General features: G+C 41.8%; 2 protein-coding genes. Both read right to left on the bottom strand.

What is annotated here, in order from left to right:
* Positions 1-100 precede the first annotated feature (100 nt).
* Entirely contained in the window at positions 101-703 is a 603-nt protein-coding gene (locus tag GRP75_RS27740) for a nitroreductase family protein (protein WP_160790979.1), read from the bottom strand.
* Positions 704-809: 106 nt separating this feature from the next.
* Positions 810-1,088 carry a hypothetical protein gene (locus GRP75_RS27735; protein ID WP_013310018.1) on the bottom strand — a complete coding sequence of 93 codons (279 nt, stop codon included), beginning with the start codon at positions 1,086-1,088 and terminating at the stop codon, positions 810-812.
* Positions 1,089-1,093 lie beyond the last annotated feature (5 nt).

Here is a 1,093-nt window from a genome sequence, read left to right as displayed (position 1 = left end):
GCTTATATGCCTTAAAAATGGAATGACAAAAAGCACTGTGGATACCCACAGTGCTTTACCAGGTCGAGCCTGAATCGTCATTTTATCGTGAAAATTATAATTATTTAAATGTTTTTACTCGTTCCTCAACAGGCTGGAATTCTTTTTCACCTGGTTGGAATGTCGGTTTACCAAATGGCATTTCAGCGATCAGTTTCCAATGCTCAGGAATGTTCCATTCGTTTTTCACTTTTTCATCAATCAATGGGTTGTAATGCTGAAGGGATGCGCCCAGTCCTTCTTGCTCCAGAGCCGTCCATACAACCAATTGTAGCATACCATTAGATTGGTTGGACCAGATCGGGAAATTGTCCGCATAGGCTTCAAATTGTTGTTGCAGACCAGCCACCACGTTATTGTCTTCAAAGAACGAGACTGTTCCGTATCCGCTGCGGAAACCGTTCATCTTCTCGGCAGTAGACTTGAATTGCTCCTCATTGCCTACAACCTCACGCAAAATATCTTCTGTAATATTCCATAGTTTGTCATGATGCTCTCCAAGCAGCACTACAGCGCGTGAAGTTTGGGAGTTGAAAGAGGTAGGTGTGTACTTGACAGCTTCCTCTACAATCTCTTGAATCCGTTGGTCAGAAATGACCTGTTCTTTGCTAATACCATAATAGGAGCGTCTGTCTTTCAGAGCTGTGAAGAAGTCTTTAGCCATTTTGTTACCTCCTGAGAAAAATTAATTACTTTTCGTAACTTAATATACATTACATATATCTTAAAGTCAAGAGATTTCTTTTTAAATATTACCAGTTAGTTGATGATTATACGCCACCATTATATTTTTTCTCACTGGAAGAGGTGTGCTTGGTTGCATCCTTGTCTCTCTCCTCCTGCCTTTCCATCTTCAAATCCTCTACGGGAATGGCATCTACCGTCTGCTCAATCTCAAAACGGTCAAACAAGCTTTCCTGCTCTGTCGGATACTGCTCTGCATGATCTCGATTGATCGACTGTTCCTGATGTTTAGACTCCGTTGTTCCTTTCCCCGTCTGTCCTTTCTGCTCATTCTGATCGTGCAGGTTATCTTCAAATGGGGCCATTTTAC

The organism is Paenibacillus sp. OT2-17 (assembly GCF_009827695.1).
GTDB lineage: Bacteria > Bacillota > Bacilli > Paenibacillales > Paenibacillaceae > Paenibacillus > Paenibacillus polymyxa_B.
The sequence above is the reverse complement of the archived record's forward strand: the minus strand, read 5'-3'. Positions and strand labels throughout refer to the sequence as shown.

What these genes read in the sequence shown, in the direction of transcription:
- GRP75_RS27740 (WP_160790979.1), bottom strand. Translation starts at nt 703, where the DNA reads ATGGCTAAAGACTTCTTCACAGCTCTGAAAGACAGACGCTCCTATTAT.
- GRP75_RS27735 (WP_013310018.1), bottom strand. Translation starts at nt 1,088, where the DNA reads ATGGCCCCATTTGAAGATAACCTGCACGATCAGAATGAGCAGAAAGGA.